The organism is Bacillus sp. ISL-45 (genome assembly GCF_018613195.1).
Lineage (GTDB): Bacteria > Bacillota > Bacilli > Bacillales > Cytobacillaceae > Mesobacillus.
In genome coordinates, this window is sequence record NZ_JAGGQQ010000011.1 from 116,227 (window position 1) to 140,850 (window position 24,624).

At 40.6% G+C, this 24,624-nt stretch carries 24 protein-coding genes; 23 read left to right on the plus strand and 1 reads right to left on the minus strand.

All coding sequences use genetic code 11. The annotated features are described in order from the left end of the window. Positions 1-615 precede the first annotated feature (615 nt). The 15 genes from J7E35_RS15345 to J7E35_RS15415 all read left to right on the plus strand — a co-directional run bounded on the left by J7E35_RS15345 (position 616) and on the right by J7E35_RS15415 (position 15,799). The gene (locus J7E35_RS15345; RefSeq protein ID WP_214781138.1) at positions 616-1,977 is read left to right on the plus strand and encodes an aspartate aminotransferase family protein; all 1,362 of its coding nucleotides are present in this window, start codon (positions 616-618) and stop codon (positions 1,975-1,977) included. Beyond that, positions 1,978-2,670, plus strand: coding sequence for a CoA transferase subunit A (locus J7E35_RS15350; protein ID WP_214781139.1), 693 nt, complete (start codon positions 1,978-1,980; stop codon positions 2,668-2,670). After that, complete coding sequence (locus tag J7E35_RS15355; RefSeq protein WP_214781140.1) at positions 2,655-3,320, plus strand: 3-oxoacid CoA-transferase subunit B; 666 nt, start codon at positions 2,655-2,657, stop codon at positions 3,318-3,320. The genes J7E35_RS15350 and J7E35_RS15355 overlap by 16 nt, the downstream gene beginning before the upstream one ends. Positions 3,321-3,334: 14 nt before the next feature. Continuing rightward, positions 3,335-4,603, plus strand: a complete 1,269-nt coding sequence (locus J7E35_RS15360) for a peptidase (protein WP_353050376.1) — start codon at positions 3,335-3,337, stop codon at positions 4,601-4,603. A 21-nt stretch (positions 4,604-4,624) separates the two neighbouring features. After that, positions 4,625-5,953, plus strand: a complete 1,329-nt coding sequence (gene gabT, locus J7E35_RS15365) for a 4-aminobutyrate--2-oxoglutarate transaminase (RefSeq protein WP_214781143.1) — start codon at positions 4,625-4,627, stop codon at positions 5,951-5,953. A gap of 12 nt (positions 5,954-5,965) precedes the next feature. Beyond that, entirely contained in the window at positions 5,966-7,387 is a 1,422-nt protein-coding gene (locus J7E35_RS15370; RefSeq protein WP_214781145.1) for an aldehyde dehydrogenase family protein, read from the plus strand. A 73-nt stretch (positions 7,388-7,460) separates the two neighbouring features. After that, complete coding sequence (ablB, locus tag J7E35_RS15375; RefSeq protein ID WP_214781147.1) at positions 7,461-8,327, plus strand: putative beta-lysine N-acetyltransferase; 867 nt, start codon at positions 7,461-7,463, stop codon at positions 8,325-8,327. Positions 8,328-8,379: 52 nt separating this feature from the next. Further along, entirely contained in the window at positions 8,380-9,768 is a 1,389-nt protein-coding gene (locus J7E35_RS15380) for a sigma-54 interaction domain-containing protein (RefSeq protein WP_214781149.1), read from the plus strand. Positions 9,769-9,940: 172 nt separating this feature from the next. Then, positions 9,941-11,374, plus strand: coding sequence for a lysine 2,3-aminomutase (gene kamA, locus J7E35_RS15385; RefSeq protein ID WP_214781151.1), 1,434 nt, complete (start codon positions 9,941-9,943; stop codon positions 11,372-11,374). Positions 11,375-11,386: 12 nt separating this feature from the next. After that, positions 11,387-11,668 (plus strand): YokU family protein, encoded by a 282-nt coding sequence (locus J7E35_RS15390; RefSeq protein ID WP_214781152.1) that lies wholly within the window; start codon positions 11,387-11,389, stop codon positions 11,666-11,668. A 382-nt stretch (positions 11,669-12,050) separates the two neighbouring features. Continuing rightward, a complete protein-coding gene (locus J7E35_RS15395; protein WP_214781153.1) occupies positions 12,051-13,541 on the plus strand; it encodes a GH39 family glycosyl hydrolase in 1,491 nt (496 codons plus the stop codon). 10 nt (positions 13,542-13,551) lie between these two features. Next, on the plus strand, positions 13,552-13,701 hold the full coding sequence (locus J7E35_RS15400) for a hypothetical protein (protein WP_214781154.1): 150 nt from the start codon (positions 13,552-13,554) through the stop codon (positions 13,699-13,701). A 383-nt stretch (positions 13,702-14,084) separates the two neighbouring features. Next, positions 14,085-14,234: a hypothetical protein gene (locus J7E35_RS15405; RefSeq protein WP_214781155.1), complete on the plus strand. Its 150-nt coding sequence runs from the start codon at positions 14,085-14,087 to the stop codon at positions 14,232-14,234. A 33-nt stretch (positions 14,235-14,267) separates the two neighbouring features. Next, positions 14,268-14,804: a hypothetical protein gene (locus J7E35_RS15410; RefSeq protein ID WP_214781156.1), complete on the plus strand. Its 537-nt coding sequence runs from the start codon at positions 14,268-14,270 to the stop codon at positions 14,802-14,804. Continuing rightward, positions 14,801-15,799, plus strand: coding sequence for a YVTN family beta-propeller repeat protein (locus J7E35_RS15415; protein WP_214781158.1), 999 nt, complete (start codon positions 14,801-14,803; stop codon positions 15,797-15,799). Before J7E35_RS15410 ends, J7E35_RS15415 begins: the two co-directional genes overlap by 4 nt. Before the next feature lie 485 nt (positions 15,800-16,284). On the opposite strand, the gene J7E35_RS15420 is transcribed toward J7E35_RS15415, so the two are convergent. Further along, positions 16,285-17,907 (minus strand): multicopper oxidase family protein, encoded by a 1,623-nt coding sequence (locus J7E35_RS15420; protein ID WP_214781160.1) that lies wholly within the window; start codon positions 17,905-17,907, stop codon positions 16,285-16,287. 209 nt (positions 17,908-18,116) lie between these two features. On the opposite strand from J7E35_RS15420, the gene J7E35_RS23315 reads away from it, so the two are divergent. The 8 genes from J7E35_RS23315 (at position 18,117) to copZ (ending at position 24,608) form a co-directional block, all read left to right on the plus strand. Next, the gene (locus J7E35_RS23315) at positions 18,117-18,371 is read left to right on the plus strand and encodes a hypothetical protein (protein ID WP_251009774.1); all 255 of its coding nucleotides are present in this window, start codon (positions 18,117-18,119) and stop codon (positions 18,369-18,371) included. A gap of 678 nt (positions 18,372-19,049) precedes the next feature. Next, on the plus strand, positions 19,050-19,850 hold the full coding sequence (locus J7E35_RS15430; RefSeq protein WP_251041016.1) for a ferric reductase-like transmembrane domain-containing protein: 801 nt from the start codon (positions 19,050-19,052) through the stop codon (positions 19,848-19,850). A gap of 71 nt (positions 19,851-19,921) precedes the next feature. Then, on the plus strand, positions 19,922-20,410 hold the full coding sequence (locus J7E35_RS23725; RefSeq protein ID WP_353050377.1) for a metal ABC transporter substrate-binding protein: 489 nt from the start codon (positions 19,922-19,924) through the stop codon (positions 20,408-20,410). Positions 20,411-20,427: 17 nt separating this feature from the next. Further along, a complete protein-coding gene (locus J7E35_RS23730) occupies positions 20,428-20,877 on the plus strand; it encodes a metal ABC transporter solute-binding protein, Zn/Mn family (protein WP_353050378.1) in 450 nt (149 codons plus the stop codon). Between the two features lie 413 nt (positions 20,878-21,290). After that, complete coding sequence (gene spoIIP / locus J7E35_RS15440; protein WP_214781162.1) at positions 21,291-22,445, plus strand: stage II sporulation protein P; 1,155 nt, start codon at positions 21,291-21,293, stop codon at positions 22,443-22,445. A gap of 161 nt (positions 22,446-22,606) precedes the next feature. Further along, positions 22,607-23,545, plus strand: coding sequence for a F510_1955 family glycosylhydrolase (locus J7E35_RS15445; RefSeq protein ID WP_214781164.1), 939 nt, complete (start codon positions 22,607-22,609; stop codon positions 23,543-23,545). 500 nt (positions 23,546-24,045) lie between these two features. Further along, positions 24,046-24,387 carry a metal-sensitive transcriptional regulator gene (locus tag J7E35_RS15450; RefSeq protein ID WP_214781165.1) on the plus strand — a complete coding sequence of 114 codons (342 nt, stop codon included), beginning with the start codon at positions 24,046-24,048 and terminating at the stop codon, positions 24,385-24,387. Positions 24,388-24,401: 14 nt separating this feature from the next. Further along, positions 24,402-24,608, plus strand: a complete 207-nt coding sequence (gene copZ / locus J7E35_RS15455; protein WP_214781166.1) for a copper chaperone CopZ — start codon at positions 24,402-24,404, stop codon at positions 24,606-24,608. The last annotated feature ends 16 nt before the right edge of the window (positions 24,609-24,624 follow it).

Sequence of the window (24,624 nt, forward strand, 5' to 3'; positions counted from 1 at the left end):
CAAAACAGCCGACGGAATAGCAAAAGTTGTCCGAAGTCACCCCAGGTTCAGACAAAACAGCGGATGGAAGAGCAGAAGTTGTCCGAAGTCACCCCAGGTTCAGACAAAACAGCCGACGGAAGAGCAGAAATTGTCCGAAGTCACCCCAGGTTCAGACAAAACAGCCGACAAAATAGCAGAAGTTGTCTGAAGTCACCCCAGGTTCAGACAAAATAGCCGACGGAATAGCAGAAGTTGTCTGAAGCCACCCCAGGTTCAGACAAAAGAGCCGATGGAAGAGCAGAAGTTGTCTGAAGTCACCCCAGGTTTAGACAAAACAGCCGATGGAAGAGGAGAAATTGTCTGAACTCACCCCAGGTTCAGACAAAACAGCGGACGGAAGAGCAGAAGTTGTCTGAAGTCACCCCAGGTTCAGACAAAACAGCCGATGGAAGAGCAGAATTTGTACGAATTGTAGGCAATCCTCAATTACGAAAATGGATCAATTCCGTCCCTATCAAAAATCCCAGGCCAGTACCACTTATTTTTTACATCTTCAAGAAAGATTCCCCTTTTCATTTCATACAATTTATAGAATGTCCATTTAATTTTAATTGCGGTGAATGGAGTGAATGTATGAAGCCGTCCTACTTGATTAAGCCTGCCCTGGATGAAAGCTATCCAGAGATTGACTATGGAAAAGGTGTCTTTCTTTTTGACAAAGATGGCAAGAAATATCTTGATGCTGCATCCGGGGCTGTAACAGCAAATATCGGACACGGAGTTCCTGAAATTATCCTGGCAATGCATGAACAGTCCAAACGGGTGTCATTTGTCTATCGCTCCCAATTCACCAGTGAGGCAGCAGAAAAGCTGGCGGAAAAACTCGCTGATGCGCTGCCGGGGGATTTGAATTGGAGTTTCTTTGTAAATAGTGGCTCAGAGGCTACTGAAACCGCGCTGAAAATTGCGATTCAGTACTGGCAAGAGAAAGGGATAAAGTCCAAAACAAAAATTTTATCAAGATGGATCAGCTACCATGGAATCACTCTAGGTGCACTATCTATGTCAGGGCATCCGGGAAGAAGAGCAAGGTTTGTTCCATTGCTTGAAGAATTCCCATCGATTTCGCCTCCATATTGTTATCGCTGTCCATATCAAAGCACAGCACCTGAGTGTGGTTTTTTATGTGCGATGGAGCTTGAGGGAGCAATAAAGCGGATTGGTTCTGACCATATCGCCGGATTTATTGCAGAACCGGTTATTGGTGCGGCTGGAGGGGCGATCTCCCCCCCCAAAGGCTACTACGAAACAATTAAAAAGATTTGTGACGAAAACAATATATTATTCATTGCAGATGAGGTCATGACGGGTTTTGGCCGCACAGGGACGATGCTGGCATCAGAACACTGGAACATCATTCCCGATATTGTCGCGCTTGGTAAGGGAATGGGAGCAGGTTATGCCCCGATTGCGGCAACGGTTGTCAGTGACCATGTGATGGAGCCTATTTTGAATGGCTCTAAATCAATCATGAGCGGCCATACTCTTAGCGCGAATCCACAATCCTGCGCAGCCGCACTGGCGGTAATGGAATACCTTGAGAACAATCAAGTTTTAAATGAAGTCGGATCAAAGTCTGTGTACCTGAAAAATAAACTTGATAAGTTGAAAAATCAGTTTGATTTTATAGGAGATGTGCGGGGCAAAGGCCTGCTTCTCGGTCTTGAATTTGTCAGGTTGCCAGGTGCGAAACTCCCGTTTGAACGAAGCATGAAATTAACTGAACTAGTGGTTAAGGCGGGCAGGGATCATGGGATATTGCTGTACCCTGCAGGCGCTGGCATGGATGGTCTTTCAGGGGATGCAATAATTATTTCGCCACCGCTGACGATCACCAGGCGGGAGATTGATGAATTAATAGCCTTGCTGAAGGCAACATTCATCGAAGTGTATAGAATACTGGGATTTCCTTTTGAAGATGGAGTTGAAAAGTAGATGGATAATCCATTTGGAAAAATTGCGACGCTTGAGCAGGCAATGGAGCATTTTTATGACGGAATGACTTTGATGTTTGGCGGATTTGGCGGGGTAGGGTCACCTCCTGACCTGATTGACGGCATTCTTGAAAAAGAAATAAAAAATCTTGTGCTGATTGGAAATGATACTGGTTTTCCCGAGGTCGGCATTGGCAAAATTGTCAGCCGCGGTAAGGCAAAGAAAGTGATCGCCTCCCATATTGGGTCCAACCCAGTAGCAGGCACCCTGATGACCCAGGGAGAACTGGAGGTTGAATTCTCGCCGCAGGGAACCCTGACAGAACGGATTCGTGCTGGAGGAATTGGACTTGGAGCAATTTTGACAGATGTAGGAGTGGATCATGAGTTTGTTGCAAAAGGCAAACAAAGAATGACTTTGAACGGCAAAGATTATTTGATTGAAACTGCGTTAACGGCCGAAGTTTCAATCGTTTATGCAAAAAAGGCAGATCCATATGGAAATCTTGTCTTTGATAAAAGTGCCAGGAATACGAACCCGCTCGTGGCGATGGCCGGAAAATTCACCATCGCGGAGGCAGAGGAAATTGTGCCCCTTGGCAGCCTTGATCCTGAAGAAATCGTCACGCCTGGTGTATTTGTGGATATGGTAATTCCGTCTGGAGGGGTGAATTGGAAATGGGCATGGGAATAGATGTCAGAAACAGAATGGCCAGACGAGCCGCCGAAGAAATTTCTCCGGGCATGGTTGTTAACCTGGGCATAGGAATTCCCTCCCTGGTACCAAACCACCTTCCCGAAAAAACGAGAGTCATGTTCCATGCTGAAAACGGAATTGTCGGAATGGGAAAGTCGCCGGAAAAAGGTCAGGAGGATGAAAACCTGTGCAATGCCGGCGGATTCCCAGTCACTGTCATGGCGGGTTCCTCTTATTGTGATAGTGCTATAGCCTTCGGTATGATTCGCAGAGGCAGAGTGGATCTTACTATTCTAGGATCCTTACAGGTTAGCCAAAAAGGGGACCTTGCGAACTGGATTGTCCCCGGCAAGAAGGTTCCGGGCATGGGAGGAGCAATGGAGCTGGCACAAAAAGCCCGAAAAGTTGCCGTATTGATGAACCATACGGATAAAAACGGAGTTTCTAAAATCGTTCAATCGTGTACCTTGCCATTAACCGCTTCTGAATGTGTTGACATGGTCATCACCGATCTCGCCGTTTTTAAAATAATTGACGGTTCATTGATTTTGTCTGAACTTTTTGCGCCACATACAATACCTGAAGTTACCGGAAAGACCGCATGCGATTTTACAATCGACGAAAACATCCGGATTATCGAATATTAAAAGGGGCTGATATCGTGCAAACTCCTGAGCAAAAGGTGAGGAATTACATTAAAGAAAGCAGAATAAGAGGGACCCGGCTTTTGCAAAAATTAGTTCAGGAACCGAGTACTAGAGGGGATGAAAGCGGAGCCCAGGCAGTCATTATTGAAAAATGCCGCGAGCTGGGGCTTGAAATGGATATTTGGGAAATCGGGGAGAACGGACTGGCTGCTCACCCCGCTTTTTGTTCAGATCGAAAAGACTTCACTGGGAACCCAAACGCTGTAGGAATCATGAGAGGAACAGGTGGAGGCAAGTCGATGATCCTGAATGGACATATTGATGTTGTTCCCGCAGGCGACACAAAAGATTGGGAACGGGACCCGTTCAGCGGACATATCGAATGCGGCAAGTTATTTGGCAGAGGCTCGACAGATATGAAGGGCGGCACAACTTCGCTGCTTATGGCGATGGAGGCATTAAAAAATTCAGGAATCAAGCTAAAGGGCGATGTCATTTTTCAAAGTGTGATCGAAGAAGAAAGCGGTGGTGCGGGAACACTTGCTGCTGTCCTGAGAGGTTATAAAGCGGATGCAGCCATCATCCCTGAGCCGACTAATATGAAGCTGTTTCCAAAACAGCAAGGATCCATGTGGTTCAGGATTTCAGTGAAAGGAAAAGGGGCGCATGGCGGAACGAGGTATGAAGGTGTCAATGCGATTGAGAAAGCGATGCTGGTTATTGATAGACTGAGAATTTTGGAGTCTCGGAGAAATGAAAGGATTACTGACCCGTTTTTTGAAAGCATCCCAATCCCGATTCCTATCAATATCGGAAAAATCCATGCTGGAGACTGGCCATCATCTGTACCGGATTTAGCTGTAATTGAGGGGAGGATGGGAGTGGCTCCCAATGAAACACAGGATGAGGCAAAGAGGGAAATGTTTGAAGCCATTGTCGAAGTCTGTAACGAAGACCCATGGCTGAGAGAAAATAAACCTAAACTTGAATGGTTCGGTGCAAGCTGGTTGCCAGGCGACCTGGATCCTGAACATGAGCTGATTCATGTCCTTTCAGAAAGCTTTATGAACGTTAAGGAAAAATCTCCATTAATCGAGGCATCCCCATGGGCAACTGACGGCGGTATCCTCTCCAAGGTAGGTGGAGTGCCTGTAGTTGTTTTTGGACCCGGGGTGACGGAAACCGCACATCAGGCGAATGAATATATCAAGCTTGAAGATGTTTTTGAAGCGGCGGAAATCATTGCACTTGCTCTGCTTAAGTGGTGTGAGGTCAGCGATTAGAGAAAAGGGGGAACCAAACAAATGGGAGATATAAAGATTAAAACAGCTATACCAGGCCCAAAGGCAAAGGCATTGTTAGAGCGGAAAGAAAAAAATATCCCTGTGGGACCGTTCAACACAATCAAGTCGTTTGCGGAAAGAGGAGAAGGTGCCTTATTGACGGATGTTGATGGAAATACATTCATCGATTTTGCGGGCGCCATCGGCACACTGAATGTTGGCCACTGTCCAAGTAATGTAGTGAAAGCACTTCATGAGCAGATCGACCGCTATCTTCACCCGTGCTTCCATGTGATGATGTATGAACCATATATAGAACTTGCGGAAATTCTAAACAACATTACTCCAGGGACTCATGATAAAAAAACATTCTTCCTGAGCAGCGGAGCAGAAGCAGTAGAAAATGCGATAAAGATAGCAAGGAAATATTCAGGCCGGAAAGGAATCATTTCTTTTGAACGAGGTTTTCACGGAAGGACCTATATGGCAATGTCGCTGACGAGCAAGGTCAAACCATATAAATACCAGTTCGGCCCGTTCGCTCCGGAAACCTATAAATGGCCATTCCCGGTGTATTCTCAAGAAAAAGGCATGGCACCTGAAGAACTGGATGCCTACATGTTAAAAAAATTTGAGACATTTTTCCTTAGCGAGGTTCCTGGCACCGAAATTGCGGCTGTCATAATGGAACCGATTCAGGGTGAAGGCGGATTTAATATTCCATCCAAAACCTTTGTCCAAGGAGTGAAAAGGATTTGTGAACAGTATGGGATTCTCTTTATTGCAGACGAAATCCAAACCGGTTTCGGCAGGACAGGGAAGATGTTTGCGATGGAGCACTACGATGTGGTCCCCGATTTGATGACGATGTCAAAATCGATTGCTGCTGGGCTGCCGATCAGTGCGGTCACGGGAAGTGCTGAAATTATGGACTCAGCAGGTATCGGGGAAATTGGCGGAACCTTTGGCGGAAGTCCTCTTGGTTGTGTAGCGGCAATAGAAGTCGTTAAAATGATAGAAGAGCTAAATCTTCTTGATAGAGCAAACCTGTTCGGGGAAAAGTTCCAGGAAAGGTTCGGCAAGCTGACAGACAGTTTTTCGGAAATAGGCGATATCCGTTCTTTAGGTGCTATGTGTGCGATCGAATTTTTCGATGAGAATGATCGGCCAAACGGCCAAATCGTTCGAGAAATACTTGCAAAAGCACATCAGCGAGGATTAATTTTAATGAGCGCTGGTCTTTATGGTAATGTAATCAGGCTTTTAGCACCTCTGGTCATAACAGAGGATCAAATGGAGGAAGGGTTCGATGTGCTTGAATCAGCAATCACTGAATGCTGCAAGCGGTAGGAGGGGGAAACAATGAGACAGAATTTATGGATTAATGGTGAAAGCGTTGAATGTGATAAATACCGTCCGCTTTTTAATCCTTTTAATGGAGAAAAAATTGCCGATGTAGCAGAGGCAAGCAAAGAAGACGTGATAAAAGCGATAGATTCAGCTGCCGGGTCAGCAGGGACGATGGCAGAGATGGATGCCTATAAGCGTTCCGACATTCTCCGGAGAGTGGCTGAATTAATCCAGGAGGACAGGGAGGAGTGCGCCCGCCTGATTGCGGAGGAATCCTCCAAACCATTGAAGGCTGCATTTGGTGAAGTCGACCGTACCATCATGACCTATAAGTTTGCATCAGAAGAAGCAAGGAGGCTTCACGGCGAAACAATCCCGATGGACGCGGCTCCTGGAGGCGAGGGAAGAGTCGCCTATACGGTGAGGGAGCCGCTTGGAGTTATTGCTGCGATCACTCCTTTCAACTTCCCGATGAATCTTGTTGCCCATAAAGTCGGCCCGGCAATCGCTGCCGGAAATACGGTAGTCCTTAAGCCAGCCAGCCAGACCCCATTATCAGCCTATAAAATTGCTTCCTATTTCCATGAAGCAGGGCTTCCTGCGGGTGCTCTCAATGTTGTGACAGGCAGCGGAAAAAGTGTTGGTGATGTGCTGATTGCCGATGACCGGGTGAAGATGGTCACTTTTACGGGAAGTCCTGAAGTTGGGAAGCATATCCGAGAAAATGCCGGGTTGAAACGAGTAACTCTGGAACTGGGTTCCAATTCAGCATTGATTGTCGATGATGGAACCGATCTTAAAAAGGTAATGCCAAGAATTGTTACTGGAGCCTTTTCTAATCAGGGGCAGGTTTGCATCTCTATCCAGAGGATTTTCGTACACGAAGCGATCGCTGCTGAATTTGTTTCTTTGTTTATTGAAGAAGCTGGCAAACTGAAGGTGGGAGATCCACTGGATGTGCAAACAGATTTAGCTGCAATGATCAGCGGAAATGATGTGACCAGGGCAAAAGCCTGGATTCAGGATGCAGTGGAAAGTGGAGCGGAGCTCGTATATGGCGGAGATAGTGAAAGACAAATCTTGAAGCCAACTGTGCTGCTCAATGCAAAGCTCACTGATAAAATTTCCTGTGAGGAAGTGTTCGCCCCGGTTGTCCACATTAATACATTCCTTGAATTCGCTGATGCGATTGCTAAGGCTAATGACTCAAAGTACGGGCTGCAGGCAGGAGTCTATACGAATGATCTTCAAAAAGCGATGCAAGCGGCAAAAAAACTTCATGTCGGCGGTGTGATGATCAATGAAATACCGACATTCAGGGTAGATCATATGCCTTACGGCGGTGTCAAAATGAGTGGAACCGGAAGAGAAGGGATTAAATACGCTTTAGAAGAGATGACCGAACTGAAGCTTGTTTCAATCAAACTGGATTGAATCGTCAGCCTGGCTTTAAGCCGGGCTTTTCATACGATTGAAATGTTGAAGATCGGTAATAGGGGGTTTGAATATGCACTTAGGAAAAACATTAGCTTTATCGGAAAAGGAGTATAACATGACCGTTTATCTTGATAAACAGAATAAACGAGTCAGAGTAGAAGATTATTTAGGGAGTTTATCAAAAGTATTGGATCGAGCTGAAGGGTTTATTGAGAGTGAAAAGGCTGACAAATTGATTATCAAAGGAAGAAGAGAACATTTTACACAGCTGATCGAACGAGGTTTCAGTTTTGAAGCAAGTATTGATGGGTTCTTCCTGGGCTCTGACTGTGTGTTCTTTTCGAAGTTTTTCAGCGACGAAAGAAGGACTTCGCCGCATTGGCTTCAAGAGGATGGAATCATTAAAAGTGTTTACCATCTGGCAGAACCAGCACAGAAACTCACACCTCCAAAGGATTACATTTTGAAAAAGATGGACGAAACGGATTCAAAAGGATTGTCTCATTTATACAAAGTAGTTTTCCAAATTTATCCCACACCGTTGAATGATCCAGAGTATATCGTCAAAACAATGAAAGAAGGAACCATTTATTACGGATTTGTCCATGATGGTCAGATCGTAAGCGCTGCATCAGCAGAAGTGGACTCTTTTTATAAAAATGCAGAGATGACTGATTGTGCGACATTAAAAGAGCACAGGAAGCACGGATTGATGAAGGTGCTGCTAGCCCGCCTTGAGGAGGAACTGATCGAAAATGGCATATATTGTTCTTACTCCATCGCCAGGGCATTATCGTTCGGGATGAACGCAGCCCTCCATCAACTGGGTTATGCATACCGTGGCAGACTGGTGAACAATGTGTTTATCTATGATAAAATTGAAAACATGAACGTTTGGATAAAAGATTTGGCAAAACCGCCAAATTTTGGGCAGTGAAAAGACAGTTTTTCGGCACTCTGTCATATACTGAATATGGGAGTGTGATGAGATGAATTCAATATCCAATGTGACCGAAGAAATCTTGAGCGCAATATTGAAGTGCATCGACGAAGCAATCCATGTTGTGAATACAGACGGTATGACCATTTTCTATAATGAAGTAGCTGCCAGGCACGATGGACTGGAAATCAATGAGGTGATTGGAAAGCCGCTCCTTGCTGTATTCCCTTCACTGAACAATCAGTCCAGCACTCTATTGAAAGTAATTGAAACGAAGAAACCGATCTATAATGAAACCCAGTCCTTCGTCAATTTACATGGGCGAAAAATTGACACTGTCAACTCGACTCTGCCCATCTTTGTGCAGGGAGAATTGATTGGCGCAGTTGAAATTGCAAAGGATTATTCTCAAATCAAGCAGCTTTCTGAACGTCTGGTCGAAATTCAAAAGAGTCATAAGCATCGTGGCGGGAAAGCTGTTAAACAGCAAGCCGGCTATACGTTCAGCGACCTGATTACAAGCAATAAGCATTTTATGATGATTAAAAAGAAGGCAGAGAAACTGGCAAAATCTGATTCTCCGATTCTTGTGTATGGGGAAAGCGGGACCGGAAAGGAGCTTTTCGTCCAATCCATCCATAACGCCTCCAGTCGGGCAGCTGGACCTTTCATTGCGCAAAACTGTGCGGCAATTCCGGAAAACCTGCTTGAAAGCATCCTGTTTGGCACATCAAAGGGAAGCTATACTGGAGCAGTGGACAGGCCTGGATTGTTCGAGTTGGCTAATGGCGGAACACTTTTTCTAGATGAGCTTAATTCGATGCCCTTCGACCTCCAGGCCAAGCTTCTTCGTGTCCTTGAGGATGGCGCTGTCAGAAGAATCGGAAGCACTCATGTCATTTCTGTCAACGTCAGGGTGATTTCTGCGATGAACGTTTATCCTGCCCAGGCAATGGAAGCAAACCAGCTTCGGACGGATTTGTTTTACCGTTTGAATGTTTTGACATTCGAACTGATCCCCTTAAGGCAAAGGAAAGAAGATATCCTTTATTTGTCCGATATCTTTATCAGTCAATATAACAAGCAGCTGAGTAAGCATGTCTCCGGGCTTGATGATTATGTAAAAGCCATTTTCTGCAAACACCCATGGCCTGGCAATGTCAGGGAACTGAAGCATACTATTGAATACATGATGAATGTATGTGAAGGCAGTATGCTGACCGGACAGGATCTGCCGATGATGATGAAAAACATCCAGCCAGATCCTGCTGAAGAAACACGTACTTCATTTGTTTTGAGAGACCATCTAAAAGAGCTGGAAATCCAAATAATCAGTGATGCGCTGGATGCTTCTGGCGGAAATGTCCAGAAAGCAGCCGTCCTCCTCGACATTCCAAGACAAACACTACAATATAAAATGAAAAAATTAAATCTATGACATTCTAATCTGCCGAATTTTCAGCAGGTTATTTTCTTTTTTAAGATTAAATTCCCAAACTAGTTTACTAAAGCCTTGCAGGAAGCGGGATTGCCGAATTCTGAATAATCCGTCACTTTTGGCACGGAACTTGCATTATAAATAGCTATAAAAATAGCTAGGGGGAATTGGAATGAAACAGACTTTATATAAGCCTTTAAGACACTGGAAGGATATAGAACTTTGGAAGAATGTTACCGAGGAACAATGGAATGACTGGCTATGGCAGCTTACAAATACAATCAGGACACTTGATGATTTAAAGAAGGTTATTAATCTTACACCCGAAGAAGAAGAGGGTGTCAGGATCTCGACGAAAACAATCCCGCTGAATATAACACCTTACTACGCTTCATTAATGAATCCAGACGACCCGCGCTGTCCGATCAGGATGCAGTCAGTGCCAATCTCCAAGGAAATTCACAAAACAAAATATGATCTTGAAGATCCCCTTCATGAAGATGAAGATTCACCTGTACCTGGTTTGACGCACAGATATCCTGACAGGGTGCTTTTCCTCGTAACCAATCAATGCTCGATGTATTGCCGCTATTGCACAAGGAGGAGATTTTCGGGACAAATCGGCATGGGGGTTGCAAAGAAACAGCTTGATGCCGCAATCAACTACATCAGGAATACTCCTGAAGTTCGTGATGTCTTGATATCTGGCGGAGATGGCCTGCTGATCAACGATAATATTCTTGAATATATATTAAAAAACCTGAGAGAAATCGACCATGTTGAAATCATCAGGATTGGAACTCGTGCACCAGTTGTTTTCCCACAGCGCATCACAGAGAATCTTTGTTCAATCCTCAAAAAATACCATCCAATCTGGCTGAATACACACTTCAATACATCAATTGAAATTACTGAAGACTCAAAGCGGGCCTGTGAAATGCTTGCCAACGCAGGTGTCCCTGTTGGAAACCAATCCGTCATACTTGCAGGAATCAATGACAGTGTCCCGATTATGAAAAAGCTTATGCATGACCTCGTTAAAATTCGTGTCCGCCCTTATTATATATACCAATGTGACCTCTCTGAAGGCATCGGCCATTTCCGTGCCCCGGTCACAAAAGGCCTTGAAATTATTGAAGGCTTAAGGGGGCATACATCCGGCTACGCCGTTCCAACCTTTGTGGTCGATGCACCTGGCGGAGGCGGCAAAATTTCCTTGCAGCCAAACTACCTGATTTCCCAAAGTCCAGAAAAAGTGGTACTGCGGAATTTTGAAGGTGTAATCACCTCTTATCCCGAGCCTGAAAGTTATGTTCCAGGCAGAGCAGAAGGATACTTCAAACAGGTATATCCAGAATATGAAAACAAAAAATCCAATACTGGTATTGCTGCTATCATGAATGACAGTGAATTCAATCTCATTCCCGAAGGACTTCGCAGACTGGATCGGAGAGAACAATATGAAGTCGATCCTGCGCATTCATCATTAAAAGATAAACGTGAAAAACGAGATGAGCTAAAAGAAAAGAAGTTTTTATCTCAGCAGAAAAAAGGTCCTGAAGCGACTGATGAGCAAGGGGTAACTCCAACATCTGCCACGGAATAAGGAGGGAAAGCAGTGAAAAAGTGTGACTGGTGCAGCAGCGAAAACGTAAGAAATGTAACTGACAGGGTATTTTGGGAGCTGCCGGATGGTTCACGTGCAATTCAGATTGATGAGACACCAACTGTAAAATGTCTCGATTGTGAAATGATCTATCAGACAGATTTAATCACAAAAGAAATAGAAGACCAGCTGTTTTTAATCAATACTAAAAAATTAGATAAAGTGCTTACTTTTGAGGAACTTATGACGCAGCCAAGAATACTAAAGAGGAATTATTTTGATTTTTCTTCGTAGAATAACTATATTATTTTTCTAATATTTTTAGGCACTCAGCAATGAGTGCCTTAGTCATGTGAAAGTATAACTTACTAACGGACAAATTTAGATGATTTCTAAAATGTGAAAATCCTATTTAAATTTACTTTGTTGTTAACGTATTCTTATTATGCTAAAGTAAATTTAATTTTTGGAGAAGGAGAAGAAAAATGGATACTCGTTACCAGTATGAGCAAATAGACTACCAAGTAGATTTGCCGATTAAAATCTTTACGCAAACCGTTGAACGTTTTCCATATCATTGGCACGAAGATCTTGAACTCCTTTTCGTTCTAGACGGTTCCTTAGAGATAAGAGTAATCAGGATAGCTTTCAACTTGAAGAGGGGGATTTGTTCCTTGTGAATGGGAACGAACTCCATTTCGTCAACTCTAAGACTGCAATAGGGAAAACACATGTTTTAGCACTTCAAATTGATCATAAATATGTAAAAAAACATAATTTTAACCTTTCAGAAAAAAGGTTTTATTTAAACTCTAAAAAAATGGTAACTGAATCCACATACACACTCGATCATATCAAATACATATTAGCAAATATGATGGACCTCATACTTAACAGAAAGAATCTGTACCATTTAAAAATTGAGAAATTATTACTTGAGTTAATTGTCATACTATTGGAACATTATGAACTTCCTACACAGACTAAAGAGAGAGAGATAGCTCGCGACCAAAGACTGCTTGAGATATTAAAATATATGAATCACCATTGTATGGATTCCCAATTAAGTTTACAGGAAATTGCAGACGAGTTTTCTTTAAATCCACAATATTTATCAAGATATTTTAAGTCAAATGTTGGGGAATCATTTAAGAAGAAACTAGGCAGCATCAGACTTAATAAATCATTATTTTCATTAAGGACAACAGATGAGACGATTACAGAAATAGCACTAAAATATGGTTTCCCTGATAACAAAGCCTATTACAGGGTATTTAAGGAAGTGTTAGGAATTACACCGATGCAATATCGAGAGAAATATAAGGTTGATATTGAAAAAAACATTCCTAAAGATTACTTGAATATTAATAGCGGTGAATCACTGGTGAACTTATTTAAACACCTAGTGAAAAAAGATAGAAATGACGAAAATAGAAAAGACCTTATAACTGATGGACAAAAATATTATATTGACATGAAGGAATTTAAAGGAAAGATTACTCCAACCTTTACTAAATTAATGGCCTTTGGATATGCCCCTCATGCTCTTAGAAGGGATTTTACTGATCAGCTGCAACAAATCCAACAGGAAAATGGGTTTGAATATGTTCGATTTCATGGAATCTTTGCCGATCAACTTCTTGTTTATAACGAGAAACAGGATGGAACATATTATTTTAATTTTAATCATATTGATTCTCTTTTAGATAATTTATTAAAGGCAAATGTAAAACCTTTTATTGAAATAGGTTTTATGCCAAAGGATTTAGCGAGTACAGAAGATAAGATTTTCTGGTGGAATGCATTTGCTTCTCCACCTAAGGATATGAATAGGTGGTTAATATTGTTAGAAGCCTTTTTCAAACATATCATTAACCGCTACGGTTTAATGGAGGTAAGAACCTGGTATTTTGAATTTTGGAATGAACCAGAGGTTAAAAGTTTTTGGTCAGGAACCGAAGAAGAGTTTTTTAAGTTGTATGAAAAAAGCTATAAAAGAATTAAAAGGATTGATTCTGAAATTAGACTAGGTGGATTTGGGCTTATGTCACTTGCAGACTCCTGGTTGGAGAACTTTGAGTCCTTCATGAGGAAAAAAAACATTCACATAAGAAGATCGGAAAATACAGGTAGGTGCCGCTCCTGTTACAACAGGAATAAGTGTTGATGGGAAGACATTGGTAGCGACGCTGAATGCTGAAAATGCTCTGGCAATTGTTGATCTGGAAAGTGGAAACATAGAGAAGGTAGGAGTTGGCATTGGCCCGGCTCAGGTATACCTTGCTTCGAATAATGAATTTGCCTATGTCGCCAATCAGGGAACATAGAGTAATCCTTCTAACAGCATAACGATTGTTGATCTAAAATCAAAAGCAGCTATATCTACGATTGAAACCGGCAAAGGAGCACATGGCGTGGTGCTGAGTGGGGACAGTTATACTGCGTATGTAACTAATATGTTCGAAAATACGGTAAGCATAATAGACTTATAACGAAAGAAGTAAAACAAACGATTAAGATTGGAGAAGTCCCAAATGGAATCACGATCATGAAGTAATGGATGGATGCCGCGCCTTATATCTTTGAGGGGCGGCTTCTTGCATTACTGAATACAATTATTCGTCACATAAACTCGATTATTTCTACACATTTGATTTATACAATCATAATGAAAAAAGGTTTCTCTATAGTAAAGGAGGCTTTGTATACCATGAACCAAGTAATGATGACTGAAGATGCAAGTAAAATAATCTGGGAGATGATTGAAGCATTTGTTGAGGAATTGCCTAATATGAAATTCAAAAGCAGAGGTGATTGGGTGGCATTAATGAATTATAAAAAAGGAGTCATGAGATTTTAGGAAATTCCAATAGGGTCAATTGGAGGAAGATAAATGAACAAGTATAAAAGAATCGTGCTTGTGGCAGCAATAGTTGTGTTATTTGGAGGTTCCGTTTATTTGATTTTAGACTTTGACAAAAATGCACAGTCAGTCACGCCTACCATCGCTGAACAGGTGAAGGGAAAAAAAGAGGTGGCTGGATTGAATCAAAAAGATGACAGCCTTACAAAAACGGATACCCAAGGAGCTGTTGCCGTAAAAGCCACAATCATTCCGGAGAAAAGCAATACCAACCAACTGGTGTTTGAGTTGGTGTTGAATACGCACTCTGTCGATCTATCAAAATACAATATCACTAAAGCCTCCAAGATTGTTTTTGATGAAAGGGAAGAAAGCCAAGAATTCATATGGAAAGCATCATCAGAGGATTCTCATCATATGAGCGGAATATTAACTTGGGATGGACAAGTGACTGTTGACTTCAAAGAGGTGAGCCTTAAATTGGAGCAAATCGATAATATACCAGTGAGAACGTTTAGTTGGACAAATGAGGATATTTTCCAGTCCGCCAAGGAGGGAGAACAGTGAAAAAGAATCGGTTGATGGTGTCGGGGGCAGCTATATTACTGCTGCTCTCCATTATTTACGTGATAGGACTAAAGAATAGTAACACAATGGTTGCCTATATTCCGAATGTCGATGAAGGGACTATTTCTGTTATTGATACTAAAAAAGATAAGGTTATGAGAACGCTTAAAGTAGACAATGTGCTATCCGACGGGATTGAGGCCAGTAAAGATGGTAAATGGATTTATGCTGGGAATTATAGTCGCGGGGAGCTATTGGTTATTGATTCTAAAACAGGGGAAATAGTAAAAAGAATTGATACAGGCAAGAACCTTCATGGAATTGATATGACTCCGGATGGGAAGTACTTGTACCTGGCGAGCGGGGATTTCAAGGAAGGGAAAGAATTCAACTATATAACCGTAGTAGCAACCGGCAGCCATAAAGTGGTCAAAGAAATCCCCACTACATCAAAAAGCCCGTCGCATATAGATTTCAGCAGAGATGGAAGCCTGGCTTACGTCGCGAATATTCTGTCAAATGATATTACATTGATTAGCACAGAAACATTTAAGATCATCGCAACAATTCCAGTCGGCACCATTCCAAATGAGGTCGAGCCTTCAGCGGATGATAAATACCTTTACGTAGCGAATGTAACAGATGGTACCGTATCGGTTGTAGACTTAATAAACAGGGCAGAAATAGAAACAGTAAAAGCAGGAGAAGGAACACATGGGTTAGCTCTCTCTGCTGATGGAAAATTTTTGTTTGCATCCAATCGTATATCGAATGACCTCATTAAAATTCATTTGGATACTAGAAAACTTGAGGGGAATGTGCTGACCGGGAAAACCGCCAATCATGTCTCATTGGTGCCAGGAACAGATAAACTCTATGTCACTAACAAGGATTCTGATGATTTAACTGTGGTGGATGCTAAATCAATGAAGATTCTTTCAAAGATTAAGCTTGGTAAGACTCCGCATGAAATCAGTTTTGCAATTGCAAAGTAATAGAAAAAACCTAAAGAATCTAGCTAGAGTTGAATCCTTTATTTATTCTGTCAAGGGCCACTACGCAGAAATAGACTACAGCTTTTATAGCATAACAATCCCTGCCAAGATAAAGGGGATTTTAAATCCCTTCCTCGCCCGAACAACTACTGCATTCAGCTCAGTTTCTGTTGTAGGGGTTATGCTATTAAAGTGCTAGCCTGATAGCCAATGCAATTTGACTTCGACTGCAGGAAAGTGGCTGGAAAACTTCAGTTTTTCGTATAGAAAGAGGCCAATATCAACGACTCCGGTAAGTTTAGAAGAAGTTGCGAGGACTAAATCTAGTTAGGTTCCAACTAGAGAGGAAATCGGAAAACACGTTGGGGAAAGGCTATATATACCGCTTGAAGAAGGGATTGAAAGTAAAAAAGGAAGCCAGGTAGGCTTCCTCTTTGAAATCAGTTTTCTTATTCTACATTTTAATGCTCTAACGGAAGAGGTTATTATTCAGGTTTATTATTAGCATCAGGATCTGGAGTGAAGTTTACTTTAAATCCATCGTATTTAACCATGTTCACCATTCCAGCAGTGGCATGATGCAAATCGTGACAATGGAAGAGCCAGTTTCCAGGGTTATCTGCTTTAAAGGCAACAACATATTCATCACCTGGTTTTAAGTTAATTGTATCTTTCATGATAGGAGCACCTTCCACAGGTTTTCCATTCTTGCTGAGGACCTGAAAGAAGTGGCCGTGTAAATGCATTGGGTGATCATCCATCATAGAATTATTTGTCAGGGTCACTTTAACAAGATCACCTTCCTCAACAGTTATGTTATCTGTTTCTGGGAAAGTCTTGCCGTTAATCGTATAGGCCATTTCGTTGCCATCCATAGCAGTGTTTAAATCCATTTTATATTCAACATTATATTTTTGATCCAGTGAGAACTCACCCTTTTCAGAACCGCCATAATTCATAAATGTGAATTCGGGAAGCTTTTCGGACTGGTTGGACTTGTCAGATGAATCAGTAGAATTTTCATATTGAATTTTTGTCTTCATTCCACTTGAAACTTCCATGTCTCCGTGCCGTTCTATGAACCATTCTCCCGGGTTGTTTGCCGTAAATTCAATGTCATATCGCTCACCTGGTGCTATAGCAATCACATGATCTCTCAATTCTTTTGGTTCATTTAGTTCTTGTCCGTCAATTGCTGCTACTTTAAAGTCATGTCCATGCAGGTGGATTTTATGAGACATATACCCTACATTGACAAGACGAATTCTGACCTTTTCACCTTCTTTAACCTTTAAAGGCTCAATACTTTTACCGCTTTTGCCATTTATCGTAAAGATATCGTAAGCACTCATATCATGGCCCATTCCATTCATGCTGTCATTCCCGTGCGAGCCCATATTCCCATGATCCATGCCACTCATGCTGGTATCCGAGGAATTGGCCTCTTTATCACCATCTTCATCTGACCCCATATTCCCGTGGTCCATTCCTTCCATGCTGGACTTACCTTCTGCAGGGTTGCTCATCCACTCGTCAAGCATAAGGGTATAATCACGATCATAAGACTTATCATTTGGTTCTACAATAAATGAACCGTAAAGCCCTTTATCCATTTGTTCAACAGCATTTTGATGGGTATGGTACATATACGTTCCTGGATCTTCGGGGATAAATTCATATGTGAAGCTTTCACCTGGCTGGACTGCATTTTGTGTCACACCAGGGATGCCATCCATTTCATTTGGCACTGTAATTCCATGCCAGTGTATAGAGATTGGTTCATTCAGTTCATTTTTAAGATTGATTTTTAATTTCTCTCCTTGCTTTACCCGAATTTGGGAGCCGGGTACAGAGCCATTGAAAGTAAGTGCTTTTACGCTAACATCCTCATTTAGCTGGTGCATGGCTTCTTTGGCAATAATATTTATTTCATTGCCAGTAAGTGTTGCAGTAACGGTTGCTGTTTGTAGACCTTCTATATTTTCATTTACTTCAGAGCTAGGTTCTTCTTCCATGTTTTTGTGATCCATTTCACTCATACTGCTACTGGAACAGGCAGCAATAAAAAGGGTGGATAAAATGAGAATTGAAAGTAACTTTAATTTCATAGCTGTATACCTCCAGAAATTTTTTAAGGAAATCATAATACAAATAAATGCAGAAATTATGGATGAAAAATTCATTTCTTTTTTTTGAAAAGGTTATTAGGGCAAGACTTACCATGAAAATTTTGAAAAGGTATTTTTTAAGTAAACAATAATTAGAAATTTTCGCAAAAAGTAATGTTAAGATTGGTCCTAAATAGGAGGTGGAGAATATGGATAAATGGAGCAGGAGAACATTTATAGCTAAAACGCTCAAAGGGACGGCAGGAGTTATTGGCGTTTCTGTTCTTCCTCTTGGTTTGAATGCTTGCCACAATATCAAAAAGGTGGATACTAGTTCGATGGCCAGCCTTGGACCTATCAGTGAATTGGAAAAGGGAGAATTCCTTAAGAAAGTGCCTTATAAAACAACCGTTCAAGATGCATGGGTTGAACAGAAAATGGAAGGGGTTTGTATACATCAATAAAAACGCAAATGTGGACTCTTTAATGATTATGTCACCTGTATGTACACATTTGGGATGTATTGCTGGAAAAGCAGAGCAGGGTTTGAATTCATAGGAAGGAGTCGCGTTTTATTGTCCCTGTCATGGAGGGAAATATGACGAATTTGGTGTAAATATCGGTGGCCCCCCTCCAAGGCCGCTGGATATTTTTGAGGCATTTGTCCAGGATGGAATAGTGTATATTGCCATATTGAGTCCCGTCAAACGGGAATAATCACTAAGACCGAAGGAGTGATGTCCTATATCGTGTTGTCGCTTCAGGAAAGAAAAGAGTTCGGACAAGAAAATGCCCAACGGCTTATTTTTTGTGATTTGGTTTATGATAATGGGAGTGGTAAGCATATTGAGTATATTACTCAACTAATTCAGCTATCAAATTGATTGGTGTTTTTGGGTTTGAGAAAGGAACAAATTTTTCAGGGAGATCCTTAATCGAATCTACGAAAGCCGCCAATATCCAAGAGGCTTTCGTTTTTTCTTTGGAAACTGCAAATTGGCTGTATCCATATCTAAATAATACTTTGTTATGAAACAGCATTTCGTCTAGAAAGTCGTTCAAAGTGACACACTCTGGGCTGATAACTAAAGAGAGGGAGAGAGGGATTGCATGTTATGTTTATGAATATATATGTGAGGCACATGGCTGTTGGATTGATAAGCATTATTCTAGCTTATCTATTCTTTATTAGTAGGTCTGAATGGAGTTCTATGCATGCCTGGAATAGAGCCTATGCTGATGTATCACTTCTTCTTCTCGTCATAACTATTATGATCGGTCCCTTAAGTAAATTGAGTAACCTATTTGTCCGCTTTTTATCTTGGAGAAGGGAGTTAGGGGTCTGGTGCTGCATCATGGCTTTATTGCATGTACATGTATTATTCCAAGGATGGTTTTACTGGGAACCGATCAGACTGATCATTGGTGTTAACCAAGAAACTGGCCAGCTTTCGTTTGATCCCGGTTTCACCCTCGCTAACCTAGTTGGTGCTGTGGGACTAGTCTACTTATTTATGCTTGCTTTAATATCGAATAATTATGCAATAAACGTTTTAGGGAGAAGGACTTGGGATTACCTCCAGAAGAAAAGTGGGACTCTATATATTTTGGCATTATTGCACACTGCATTTTTCCTCTTCTTTTTCAGATTAGGCAGCTATAATTGGATGCAAAAGCCTTTTTATGGTCACCGTAATAGCCATTTTCTTGCTGCAGTGGGCCGTATTCATTCGAAGTGTTTTCAAAAGCAAAACAGGAAAATATTTAATGATGCCTCAATCAATATCAAGGATAAACAAAATTTGTTTACAAAAATCCTGAGTCATTTAATTTACAATGGAATAAAGAATAGGCAGATTAAAAAGGAGGGAATGCTCCTTTTAGAATTCATACTTTATGCAAAAAATAGAAGTTATATTGCCTTTTTAATGAAATACTTATAAAACACAAATCGTAATCATTACTATTTATTAATGGAGGAGGTAACATTCTGTTTAAATCACTGTGGCTAATATTGTTTGCGTCTAGCATCCTAGTTTTCGGAGGGTGCAGTCAAGCAGCAAAAGACGATACTGACAATGAATCAGATGAAGAGAAGATTAAAATTTTCACGACAATTTTTCCGCTTCAGGATTTTTCAGAAAAAATAGGTGGGGATTTTGTAGAAGTAGAAAACATCGTACCAGCAGGGTCTGATGCTCATTCCTTTGAACCTACAACTAAAACCATGGTCAAAATTGCTGAAGGGGATGCGTTCATTTATTTAGGAACGGGAATCGAGGGTTTTACTGATGCCGTCATTAGTGCTGTGAAAAATGAGGATACAGCCATTGTTAAAGCATCCGAAGGCATTCCGCTAATAAGTGCATATGAATCTCCTGAAGATGGACATGAAGAAGAAAATGAAGAAGAAAATGAAGGGGAACATACTGGAGAAGAGGGGGATTTTGATCCTCATGTCTGGCTAGACCCAGGGCGATCCGTGCAGCATGGTGAAAATTAAAGAATGCATTAATCAAAATCAATCCCAGACAGCAAAATTACTTTGAAAAGAATTTTCAAACTCTGAAAACTAATTTAGAAGCTGTAGATTCCAACTTTGAAAGTATGGTCAACGAGTCACAAAATAAAACTTTCGTCGTTGCCCACTCTGCCTATGGTTATTGGGAAGATGCATATGGTTTGAAGCAAATAGGAATTAGCGCTCTTTCTCCTAGTGCTGAACCGTCTCAAAAACAGCTCTCAGAAATAGTAAAAACCGCTGCAAAAGCTGAATTGGATTATATCCTTTTCGAGCAAAATGTCGAGAATCGGGTGGCCGAGGTCATAAAAAAAGAAATCGGTGCAGAAACTTTGATTCTTCACAATTTAGAATCATTAACAGAAGAAGATATTAAAAACAACGAAGACTATATTAGCTTGATGAATAAAAATATTGAAACCTTAAAACGAGCGTTAGAGGTTAATTAACTTTGTTTGATTATAGCGTAGTTTAATTATTTTTTTTGGTTGTAAAACAAATCTGCCAGTTGTAAACGGACCTTTGCGAGGGTTACAGAAACGAATGGTGAAGCATTTAAATTTACATTGCACCAGTACCTCGCAGTATATGCTTGGAGCATGCCGTCATATGGTTTGATAAGCAAAAAAACAGGCACTTGATGTCTGTTTTTTTTGCCCTCAAGAAGTTAAAATACCTTTCTTTCACCTAGGTTCTACGCTGAAATTTTTAATTTGAATATCTAAAAAATAGTGAAGAAGGGGTAATATGGAATGGTATTTTCCTGTGCAACTGCAATAGAATTCAACCGGTAAATAGTCTATAACTTTACTTTAGGTCATATAAATACAGTAGATTTGATAGTAATGAACGGAGGGAACGAATGAACAAAAGACATCAAAATACTATATTTATATTACAAGTTCACAGGATTTATTTCTCTCTATTTTTATTAATCTTTGGTATCATATTTTTCATTAATTTTCTTGATTTAAAAGAAAAATTGAGTTCTTCCATTATTACAGCTACTAGTGAAAAGGTACATACCAATATCCTCTTAAGCCTCATGTCAACTGAAATTGCTTCACTTAGACCAAGTATTGATGAAAAAGAAACACCCTCTATCTCCCGAGCGGTATTCCTCACTATCACAAATATTTGGCCCGAAGACATTAGAACATTTCTTGGCAGAGAAATTCCTGGTTTCTCCAACTTCAACACAGAAATTGCTATCGCTGGAAGAGGAACAGACCTCACTACTCTGCCAATGGAGTCAGCTCCCCCGGTGGAGGTGCTGTTAAAGGAGAAAGAACGAGCAGATAAGGAGCTAGCGAAAACAAATGTTTCTCAAGAGAATCCGGTTACGCCTGTCCCTAAAACTGAAAAAGATGTGGCGTATATTTATCATTCGCACAGCTGGGAAGCTTTTTTACCAACTTTACCTGGAAAGAAAACGGCAGATGAAGCTGTTAGTTTAAATGAAAGTAAAAACATCATTGCGGTTGGGAAGAAGCTAAGAGATGAATTAATGAAAAAAGGCATTGGAGCAAGCCATAGCACATCCAATGTTACAGAAGAATTGAAAAAGAAAAATTGGAATTACAATGATTCCTATACGCTTTCAAGGGAGACAGTAAAAGAGGTAATGGCACAAGAATCGTCAATTAGTTATCTTATTGATATTCATAGAGACTCCCAGCCAAGAAAGCTTACAACTACAATTATAAATGGAAAACCCTACGCCAGATTGTTTTTTATTGTGGGAAAAGATAACAAAAACTATGAAAAAAACCTTGCCTTGGCTAAAGAGTTAAATAAAATGCTAGAAGAGAAATTCCCAGGAATCAGCAGAGGTGTTTTTGTAAAGACAAAAGATGATGGGAATGGAGTATATAATCAAGACCTTTCCAGCCAATCGATGCTGCTTGAGTTTGGAGGAATAGAAAATAATAGCATTGAATTGGATCATTCTATTAAAGCATTTGCAGAAGTTTTCAGTGAATATTATTGGGAAGCTGTGGAAGTAAACGGGAATTGATTGTTTTAGTTTTGGCGTTTTAAAATAGACTATCTCCCTCTTGTTAAATCACTTAAAATCCTCAAATCATATATATCAATATGGTGCTTCATAAAAAATGCACAGTTTTATGGGATATTAGTGACAAAAGTAAAGGAATAATAGATTTCAGGAGGGAAACGATGTCTAAGAAGAAGAAACAAAACAAAGAGCAAAAGTTTGGCTTAGGCTGGCTCTTTCTAGTAGTAATGGGGTTATTCGTAATTATAATTCTTCTTCCTAATAACGGAGGAAATAAAATGACATTTTCTGACTTGCATGGTCTGAGCTATTCAGGAGATGGAGAAAAGTTAATTGCAGCAGTCCATGATGGTTTAAAGGTATACTCTGATGGATCTTGGTCAATACAAGAAGGACCAAAAAATGATTATATGGGGTATTCTCCTGTTAAGAATGGGTTTTACAGCAGTGGACACCCAGCACCAAGTTCTAACCTTCAAAATCCCTTAGGAATTGTAAAAAGCAAGGATAATGGACAGACGGTGGATGTAGTTGATTTGCATGGGGAGGCAGATTTCCATGCATTGTCCGTAGGGTACGAAACAGAAGAAATCTATGTTTTTGCGTCTGAACCTAATTCCAAAATGAAAGAACAAGGTTTTTACTACTCAAATAATCAGGGAGAAACCTGGAATTTAATGAATATGCAGGGGATATCCGGCTCTCCTTTAGTAATGTCAGCACACCCTTCCAGAACTGGAACATTCGCTATTGGTACAGATCAGGGTCTCTATCTATCTGAGAACTATGGAAATTCGTTTGAACAGATAGTAACTGATTTAAGCGTGAGTGCTGCTGTATTTTCAGATGATGATACAATCATTGCAGGAACAAATTATGGTGACAAGCGAATCTTAAAAATTAATATTAAAGATAGTAGTTTCAGTAATTTAAATATGCCCCAAAACTTTGAAGGAAATATCTCGTATATTGCCGTAAACCGTGAAAATACAAATGAACTTTCATTTGCAACCGATCTACTAAATGTATATACAAGTAGTGATAGTGGCAAAACATGGGAAGAAATTGTTGAAGAAGGTACCAGTAGGAAGTCAGGATAAAAGTAATAATAAATAGAAATGTAATCTGATATAGGAAATTATATATAATTGCATGAAGTTGACTGTCAAAAGAGTGAAGCATAGCCTAAAAGCCATCCCTGTATAAATAATCAAGGGATGGCTTTTCCTAAATTCATTGTAATAGTGCCAATCATTCATTTTCTTTATGTCCCGGAAAGAACAATAAACCCGGTTTTGCAGGTCTGCAGAAGACATTCCCGGGTTTTTAGATGGCAACCATGCATGGGAAATGGGTTCGTCGGAATGAGTATACAACTTGCTAAATATCTTAATGACACTCCAATGAAAACCCCTTTTTATGTGCATAATGATACATAGGTAGTGACAGGCAATGCCAAATAAACAAACTGGAAATCAAGTATAATGCTTATCTTGTTTCACGTACACATAAATTACATATTTTTCAAAAAAATAATTTTAATTATATATACATAGGGTACTGGGGTATAGTATATTGGTTGTAGGAGGGGGGAAGCTAAATGCAACCTGAAATAAAAACGAATACTTTAATCGCTGATGAAGTAAATTGTTACGAGTTTCAAAGGAAAAGTCATCACTCGGATAAAGTGAAAAACTCACTTGTGATTCGACTAAACCGAATAGAAGGTCAAATACGTGGCATAAAAGGTTTAATCGAAAGAGACACCTATTGTGATGATGTCATTACACAGATATCTGCAACCCAATCTGCGTTGAACAGCGTGGCAAAAGTTCTTTTAGAAGGGCATTTAAAGGGATGCGTAGTGGACCGCCTGGAGCAAGGAGATTTGGATGTATTAGATGAAGTACTCGTTACTATTCATAAGTTAATAAAAAAGTAGAGGAGCTGTTAGAAATGGAAAAGGTAACATTAAATGTAGTTGGTATGTCGTGTGGACATTGTGTCAAAGCGATCGAAGGCAGTGTAGGAGAATTACCTGGAGTTTCAAATGTTAAAGTTTATCTTGAAAGCGGAAAAGTCGATGTAAAATACAGCCCAACGGAAGTTTCCCTGGATAAGATTAAGGAAACTATTGATGATCAAGGTTATGATGTGAATTAAATATGAAGAAGGGTGT